At 70.9% G+C, this 1032-nt stretch carries 1 protein-coding gene; it reads right to left on the reverse strand.

Going from position 1 to position 1032, the window contains the following annotated elements; all coding sequences use genetic code 11:
- Positions 1-712, reverse strand: a 712-nt coding sequence (locus ACK4TH_RS12160; RefSeq protein ID WP_409626823.1) for an efflux RND transporter periplasmic adaptor subunit, incomplete at its 3' end; no start/stop codon positions are given.
- Positions 713-1032 lie beyond the last annotated feature (320 nt).

Consider the following 1032-nt stretch of genomic DNA (forward strand, 5'->3'; position numbering starts at 1 on the left):
GCTCGGGGTTGGCAAACTCGGCCCGCAACTGCACCGTACCCAGACGGGGATCGACGGTGGAGGCCGCGAAATTCAACCGCCCCCCGGTGAGCATGGGCCGGCCATCCGGACCCAGCAAGCGCACGTCGGCACGCCGGGCCTGGCGCAGCCGCGCCAGCTCCCCCTCGGAAAAGGCAAACCGCACCCAGATGGGGTCGGTCTGCGCCACCGTGGTCAGCAGGCTGTCGGTCCCGGCACTGACCAGCGCGCCGGTGGATTTCTGCGCCCGCCCCGTGACCCCCGTGATCGGCGCGGTCACCGTCGTGTAAGACAGGTTCAGCTCGGCCTCGCGCACGGTGGCCTGGGCCGCGGCCACGGCGGCCTCGGCCAAGCGCAGGGCCGAGACCGCGTCGTCGTACTCGCGCGGGGCAATGGCGCGCTGCTCGGCCAGCGGGGCCAGCCGCTGCGCCTCGCGCCGGGCCTGCTCCAGCTGCGCCTGCCGCTGGGCCCAATTGGCCCGCGCCTGCTGCAGCGCAATTTCGAACGGCGCGCGCTCGATCTGAAACAGCGGCGCCCCGGCGCGCACGCGCTCGCCTTCCTGGTACAGCTTGCGCTCGATCAGCCCGGACACCCGGGCGCGCACTTCCACCTCCTGCGAGCCCTCGGCCTGTCCGACGGCCTCCACCGTCACCGGCACGGGCTCGCGCCGCACCACCCGCACGGTCACGGGCATGGCCGGCATAGCGCCGGGTTGCGCGGCCGATGCCGCCTGAGCCGGCGGGGACGCCCCCCACTCCCCACAAGCGGACAACGCCAACACACCCACCAGCGCCGCCGCGGTGGGCAGAAAAACACGATGCGCAAAGGCCATGATGCCACCGTTGAAAAGCCATGAAACCCCGCCCGGAACCGGGTAAACCCCGGGCCAGGATGACCGCAACCCGAACGGGGAGGGCGGTATCATACATACATTCTTGGGTAATCCCCCCGAAATCCAGCGCTCCGAGAAGTAGAGCTATGCGGCCATGGCCAGCCGCTGTTTTGGGGTGATGC

It is taken from the genome of Tepidimonas sp. (assembly GCF_046292505.1).
In the GTDB taxonomy this organism is placed as follows: domain Bacteria; phylum Pseudomonadota; class Gammaproteobacteria; order Burkholderiales; family Burkholderiaceae_C; genus Tepidimonas.